Annotated in this window: 1 protein-coding gene; it reads right to left on the minus strand. The window is 68.1% G+C overall.

The features are described from left to right. A partial coding sequence (locus tag ND748_RS00340; protein ID WP_251743277.1) for a tetratricopeptide repeat protein occupies window positions 1–989 on the minus strand: 989 nt, incomplete at its 3' end. Window positions 990–1,060: the final 71 nt, after the last annotated feature.

Here is a 1,060-nt window from a genome sequence, read left to right on the forward strand (position 1 = left end):
TCGGGGTGGTCGGGTGGGGAGGCATTGACGGCGGCCTGACCGGCGCTGATCGCGGCGTCGAGGTCGGCGAGCTGCCCGGCCCGCTCGAACCGGGCCTGCAGCGCGGCACCGAGGTTGGACAGCATCGCGGCGCGGTCGGGGTGGTCGGGTGGGGAGGCATTGACGGCGGCCTGACCGGCGCTGATCGCGGCGTCGAGGTCGGCGAGCTGCCCAGCCCGCTCGAACCGGGCCTGCAGCGCGGCACCGAGGTTGGACAGCATCGCGGCGCGGCCGGGGTGATCGGGTGGGGAGGCATCCACCGCTTGTCGAAGTAGGTCGATTGCGTCGTCCAGCGCGCGCCGGTCACCGGTCCGCATCGTCTCGCGCAGAAGGGCGGCAGCACGGCCAGACAACGCGTCGGGAGTAACGATGACCGCGCCATGCCACTGCTCGTCGAAGAAGACACGCACTTGGTCGGGGACCATGTCCGGGTGGGCCTGGTACACCGGCGCGAACAACGCCAGGGCGGCCATGAGGTCCTGCTGGTCCTCTCCGTCGGGCAAGATCAGGTAGCGCGCCCAGTGCAGCCCTGCGGACAGGCGGGCAATCTCCAGATCCGCGGCCGGTTCGACGACCGTGCCCAGCAGGGCCGCCACCTCGGCGACGGCTTCTAGGTCCAGGACGGTCGCCGGACTCCGGTCGACAGCGAACCGATCCAGCCGTGCTTGCACCTGTTCGAGCAGACGCTCTCGCATCCCCGGGTCGGTGTGGGCAACTTCTTGCCACACTGCACTGACGGCTTGGCGGTCGGCCTGACCGAACGTCCGCAGTGTGGACAGGGTAAGTCCACTCAGGCCGTCCAAGGCGAGGGTCGCTGGCTGGCCAGTGCGAGTCCCACTCTGGATAATTCTGGCGAACGCAAGGGATTGCTCAAGGACATCTGCGTATGCACTCGGAAAGGCGCGGGAGAGTTCCCGCATTATCGTGACGGCGTCCTCGAGGGCGGCCAACGCTTCCTCGCGCCGACCAAGATTAGACAGTTGGGTGGACAGGTTATTTAGAGACCTAGCGAGGTCGGGAC

The organism is Frankia sp. AiPs1 (assembly GCF_023716945.1).
Taxonomy (GTDB): Bacteria; Actinomycetota; Actinomycetes; order Frankiales; family Frankiaceae; genus Frankia.